7 protein-coding genes are annotated in these 5,016 nt (G+C 72.8%); 1 reads left to right on the top strand and 6 read right to left on the bottom strand.

Annotation, left to right across the window (positions count from 1 at the left end):
* From IE249_RS17625 to IE249_RS17605, 6 genes are all read right to left on the bottom strand, one after another.
* A partial coding sequence (locus IE249_RS17625; RefSeq protein ID WP_229858735.1) for a sulfurtransferase occupies positions 1 to 684 on the bottom strand: 684 nt, incomplete at its 3' end.
* Positions 685 to 828: 144 nt separating this feature from the next.
* Positions 829 to 909: an Ms5788A family Cys-rich leader peptide gene (locus IE249_RS40045; RefSeq protein ID WP_350751515.1), complete on the bottom strand. Its 81-nt coding sequence runs from the start codon at positions 907 to 909 to the stop codon at positions 829 to 831.
* Positions 910 to 1,107: 198 nt separating this feature from the next.
* Positions 1,108 to 1,803 carry an LmeA family phospholipid-binding protein gene (locus IE249_RS17620; protein WP_189705787.1) on the bottom strand — a complete coding sequence of 232 codons (696 nt, stop codon included), beginning with the start codon at positions 1,801 to 1,803 and terminating at the stop codon, positions 1,108 to 1,110.
* A gap of 142 nt (positions 1,804 to 1,945) precedes the next feature.
* A complete protein-coding gene (locus tag IE249_RS17615) occupies positions 1,946 to 3,163 on the bottom strand; it encodes a hypothetical protein (RefSeq protein WP_189705786.1) in 1,218 nt (405 codons plus the stop codon).
* A gap of 3 nt (positions 3,164 to 3,166) precedes the next feature.
* Positions 3,167 to 3,421 carry a MoaD/ThiS family protein gene (locus IE249_RS17610; protein ID WP_189705785.1) on the bottom strand — a complete coding sequence of 85 codons (255 nt, stop codon included), beginning with the start codon at positions 3,419 to 3,421 and terminating at the stop codon, positions 3,167 to 3,169.
* Between the two features lie 49 nt (positions 3,422 to 3,470).
* Positions 3,471 to 4,340 (bottom strand): alpha/beta hydrolase, encoded by an 870-nt coding sequence (locus tag IE249_RS17605; protein WP_189705784.1) that lies wholly within the window; start codon positions 4,338 to 4,340, stop codon positions 3,471 to 3,473.
* Between the two features lie 221 nt (positions 4,341 to 4,561).
* On the opposite strand from IE249_RS17605, the gene IE249_RS37630 reads away from it, so the two are divergent.
* Positions 4,562 to 5,016, top strand: a 455-nt coding sequence (locus IE249_RS37630; protein ID WP_506366991.1) for a response regulator transcription factor, incomplete at its 3' end; no start/stop codon positions are given.

Here is a 5,016-nt window from a genome sequence, read left to right as displayed (position 1 = left end):
GGCGAGGTCGACGTCCTCGGCCGTGTAGAGCTCCTTGAGCTCCTCGTCGGACTTGAAGGTGCCGTCGTCGTTGGCGTTCTTGGACCACGGGATGTTCTTGGCGCTGGGCACGTGGCCGGGGCGCTGCGACTGCTCCTGCGGCAGGTGGGCCGGGGCGAGCAGCTTGCCGGAGAACTCGTCGGGCGAGCGGACGTCGACCAGGTTCTGCGAGCCGATGGCCTTCACCACGTCGTCGCGGAAGGCGCGGATGGAGGCGTCCTGCGGCTTGGCCTTGTACTCGGTCCTCGCGCGCTCGGGCACGTCGTTGCCGTCGACGAGCTCGCGGGCGTCGAGCTCCCACTTCTTGCGGCCGCCGTCGAGGAGCTTGACGTTCTCGTGGCCGTAGAGCTTGAAGTACCAGTAGGCGTAGGAGGCGAACCAGTTGTTGTTGCCGCCGTAGAGGACGACCGTGTGGTCGTTGGAGATGCCCTTCTCCGACAGGAGCTTCTCGAAGCCCTCCTGGTCGACGAAGTCACGGCGCACCGGGTCCTGGAGGTCCTTGGTCCAGTCGATCCGGATGGCGTTCTTGATGTGGTTCTTCTCGTACGCGGACGTGTCCTCGTCCACCTCGACGATGGCGATGCTCGGGTCGTCCAGGTGCTCCTGGACCCAGTCGGCGTCGACCAGGACGTCGCTGCGGCTCATGCTGATTCTCCTCCGGGGCAGTTGCGGCGGGGCGTGCGAATGCTGGGGGCGCGCGGGCTCGCGGTGCGCTTCAGGGCGTGCGCGGCGCGCGGACGGCCCCGGGTCAGGTGCGGGGCCGGCGATACGGGAGGCGGAAGCTCCCGCTCAGAAGGGGCGACAGAGCATGGCGGCAACGCGGCACAGGTCCACTGCCCGCCGCTTCGTGAGGTCCGCCTGTCGCTTCATGTGCTCGATCGTAGGGACGGAAAGGCGGACATGTCACCGGCGTGTCATATCGCGAGACGCGATCGTCCAGATAGCGGGACGAGATCGGCGTCCGGGGTGTCGGCGCAGGGCCGCCGGGCGCTCCTGGGGGTCACCGGCGCTTCGCCACGGACTCGATCGTCTCGCCAGTCGGACGTTCACCGTCCACGGGCTCTGGTCCTACCCCGCCAGCCTGACGTGCGAACCCTTCACACCGATCTCCACACCGTCCTGCGCGGCCCGCACCGTGTCCAGCCTGATGCCGCCGGGGAGCTCGCCGATCCTCACCTCGGAGACGTCGAGCGCCCGGTTGGCGAACTTGGGGATGCCGTCGGCGTGCACCTTCACGGTGTCGCCCTGGACCGTGGCGGTGCCGAGCACCGGGAGCCGTATGCCGGCGACCTCCACCGTGGCCCGGATCTTGCCGTTGCCGCCGTAGGCGAGGCCGGTCACCTTGCCGGTGACGCCCAGGGGAAGGTCGACCGGGTCGCCCTTGACCGCCTTCAGCAGCTCGTCGTAGGCGATGGTCGCGGTGCCGGTGGCGTCGGACGCCGTGGCCGAGCTGTAGTCGCCGGAGAACGCCACGCCCTTCATGTCGGCCTTGAGGTCGTCGATACGGATCTTCTGCGCGCCCTTGCCGGTGGACGCCTCGTAGTCCTTGATGCCGACCTCGACGTCGTCCAGCTCGCCGCTCGCGACCTGGGTGAGGAAGGGGAAGCCCTTGATCGACACGTCCGGCGTGCCCGCCAGGTTCTCGGTGGTCCTGAGCTTGTCGGCCGCCTGCCCCTCCGCGAAGTGCACCGCGACCCGGTCCACGACCACGAACAGCACGCCCAGGATCACGACGACGATCAGCAGTACTCGCAGCGCGCGCATGCGGTGTTTCCCCCACCTCGGCGGTCGACGACGACCGGGCGGCCGTCCCGCTCGCGAGCGTAACTCGCCCGGCGGGGACGGCCGCGTGATTGTCGATCACCTGTGACAGGGGCTCCCGCGGCCGCCGTCCCGGCGCGGGCGGTCAGCCCAGCGTCCGTCCCAGCACCCACACCACCGGCGCCGCGGCCGACAGCGGCAGGGCGACGCCCGCCGTGAAGTGCACGAAGCGGGAGGGGTAGTCGTAGGCCGCCACCCGGTGGCCGATCAGCGCGCACGCCCCCGCGGCCGCGCCGAGCAGCGCGCCCTTCGCGCCCAGGCCCGTCATGCCGCCGGCCGCGATGCCCGCACCCGCCGCGGCGAGGACGGCGACCACCACCGACGCCGGCGTCGGCAGCGGCAGCGCACGCGCGAGGACGGCCACCGCGACGGCTGCCGCGCCGATCGCCACCGCGTCCGCGCGGGCCGCGAGATAGCCGGTCGCGACGATCGCCAGGGCCGCGGCCGCGACGGTCGCCATCAGGCCGTACATCCGCTCGTCGGGGTCGGCGTGCGAGCGCAGTTGCAGCACCAGGGAGAGCAGCACCCACACCCCGAGCGTGCCGAGGATCGCGCCCGGGGCGTGCTCGCGGCCCGCGCCCAGCACGGCGACGTCGGCGGCCAGCGCGCCCGCGAAGCCCAGGGCGATGCCCTGCCGCGCCGGCCACATGCCGTTCAGCCGGAACCAGCCCGCGGCCGTCACGGCCTGGAGCAGCACCAGCGGGACGAGCAGCGCGTACGTGCCCAGTTCCGCCGTGCCGGCCAGCAGCAGGCCGAGCAGCGCGGTGAGCCCGGCCGGCTGCATGCCGGGGTCGATGATCGGGGAACGGCCCTCGGCACGCGCCCGCTGGGCGTCGGTGACGCGGGAGTTGCCGGCCAGGGTCGCGGGCCCGTAGGCCGGCTCGCCGTCCTCGCCCTCCCCGGCGGCCTCCGGGGCGGGGGCGGGCGGCGGGGGTGTCCCGACGGGCGCCCCGGACGGCGCGTAGGCGGCCGACGGCGCCTGGACCTGCGGCTCGTGGTGGCTCAGCGGGGGCATGTAGGCCGTCTCGGCCGCGGCCACGGGCTCGACGGGCCGCCCGTGGGTCTGGGTCTCCCAGGTCTGCCCCTGCCACTGCTGCGTGTACTGCTGGGCCGCCTGCGGCTCCTCGTACGGCTGCGGCTGCCCGGGCCAGGCGTGCGGCTGCCCCTGGGGGTGGTGCTGCCGGCCGTGCGGGGTCTGCTGGGCGTGGCCCTGGGGGTACTGCTGCGCGTAGGGGTCGTAGCCCTCGTACGGCGGCTCGTAGGGCCCGTAGGGCTCGTACGGCTCATACGGCCGGTCGGTCATCGCTCACCCTCCTGCGAACGGCGGGAGCACCTCGACCGTGCCGCCCTCGGTCAGCCGTACCGTCTCATGCCCGCGCGTGCCGACGGGGTCGCCGTCGATCAGGAACGAGCAGCGCTGCAGTACGCGCACCAGCTCGCCCGGGTGCTTCTCGCGCACCGCGTCGAGCGCCTCGGCGAGCGTCCGCGCCTCGTAGGGCTCCTGGGCGGTCCCGGCCGCGGCCTTCGCCGCCGCCCAGTAGCGCACCGTGACCTTGGCCATCCCGTCCCTCGAGTCGTTCGGCAGTGAACCGGCTATGAACAGGTTCAGGCTAGCCCGCCTGTGCGACGGCCCAGCGCGCGATGCGGTCCAGCAACTCGTCGGGGGCCGCGTTCTCGGCGTGGCCCATGCCCGCCTCGATCCACAGTTCGGCGTGGTCACCGGCGGCCGCGGCCAGCATCCGGGGGTGGTCGAGCGGGAAGTAGCCGTCCCGGTCGCCGTGCACGATCAGCAGGGGGGCGGGCGCGATGCGCGGGACCGCCTCGACCGGGGAGAGCGGCACGGGGTCCCAGTCGCGGTGGTGGATGCGGGTGCGCAGCCCGTAGCGGCTCAGCAGCCGGCCCTCGGGGCGCATGACCAGCCAGTGGAGCCGGCGCATGGGGGCCGTGCCCCGGTAGTACCAGCGGGCGGGGGCGCTCACGGAGACGACGGCGTCGGTGCGCTCGCGCCCTCCGGGCTCCTCCGGCCGGCCGGCGTCACCGCCCGGTCCGGGACCGTGCAGGGCCGCGTGCCGCAGCACCACCGAGCCGCCCATGGAGAACCCGGCGGTCACCACGCGCGCGTGCCCGAACCCGCGTGCCCAGGCCACCGCCGCCGCCAGGTCGAGCACCTCCCGGTCGCCCACCGTCGAGCGCCCGCCGGAGGCGCCGTGACCGCGGAAGGAGAACGTGACCACGGCCCCGTACCGCGCGAAGGCCCGCGCCGCCCGGCGCAGGTGCGGCTTGTCCAGATCGCCGGTGAAACCGTGTGCGATCACGAACACGGGCGCCGTTTCGTACACGGCCGCACCTCGTTCGTACACGGCGTCGATCGCCACCCCGTCCGCCGTGCGCAGGAACGTCCTGACCCGCCCCGGCGCCCCCGTCTCACTCCCCGGGACGATCGCCGAACGCGCCGCATGACCTGCCGAACCCGTGCTCATGTCGGCTATTCTGCTGCGAAGAGGACTCGGGCAGCGAAGCCCCCGGGTCCTTTTGTGCTTTCGGAAGCGTTGTATACGACGCGGAAAACCGCAGGTGGACGCGGGAAAACCGCAGGTGTACGGGGACCGCAGTACGTCCTCGCAGGGACCGAGGAGGAACCGAACGCCATGGGCGAGCGAACCGTGCACGAGCCAAGGACGATCCAGGCAGGTGGGACGCGATGAGTTCACTGCTGCTCCTGACCAATGCCCTCCAGCCCTCCACCGAGGTGCTCCCCGCCCTCGGCCTGCTGCTGCACAACGTGCGCGTGGCCCCGGCGGAGGGGCCGGCGCTCGTCGACACCCCGGGTGCCGACGTGATCCTCGTCGACGGGCGGCGCGACCTGCCCCAGGTGCGCAGCCTGTGCCAGTTGCTGCGCTCCACCGGGCCGGGCTGTCCGCTGGTCCTCGTGGTCACCGAGGGCGGCCTCGCCGCGGTCACCGCCGACTGGGGCATCGACGACGTGCTGCTCGACACCGCGGGACCGGCCGAGGTGGAGGCCCGGCTGCGCCTGGCCATGGGGCGGCAGCAGATCGTCAACGACGACTCCCCCATGGAGATCCGCAACGGCGACCTGTCCGTGGACGAGGCGACCTACAGCGCCAAGCTCAAGGGCCGGGTGCTGGATCTCACGTT

This window comes from Streptomyces anandii JCM 4720 (assembly GCF_014650655.1).
GTDB lineage: Bacteria > Actinomycetota > Actinomycetes > Streptomycetales > Streptomycetaceae > Streptomyces > Streptomyces anandii.
Note: the sequence above shows the minus strand (reverse complement) of the source record. Positions and strands in the feature narration are given on the sequence as shown.

Bases quoted from the DNA above. Each gene is read 5' to 3' on its own strand.
- IE249_RS40045 (WP_350751515.1), bottom strand. From the start codon at position 909: ATGAAGCGACAGGCGGACCTCACGAAGCGGCGGGCAGTGGACCTGTGC.
- IE249_RS17620 (WP_189705787.1), bottom strand. From the start codon at position 1,803: ATGCGCGCGCTGCGAGTACTGCTGATCGTCGTCGTGATCCTGGGCGTG.
- IE249_RS17615 (WP_189705786.1), bottom strand. From the start codon at position 3,163: ATGACCGACCGGCCGTATGAGCCGTACGAGCCCTACGGGCCCTACGAG.
- IE249_RS17610 (WP_189705785.1), bottom strand. From the start codon at position 3,421: ATGGCCAAGGTCACGGTGCGCTACTGGGCGGCGGCGAAGGCCGCGGCC.
- IE249_RS17605 (WP_189705784.1), bottom strand. From the start codon at position 4,340: ATGAGCACGGGTTCGGCAGGTCATGCGGCGCGTTCGGCGATCGTCCCG.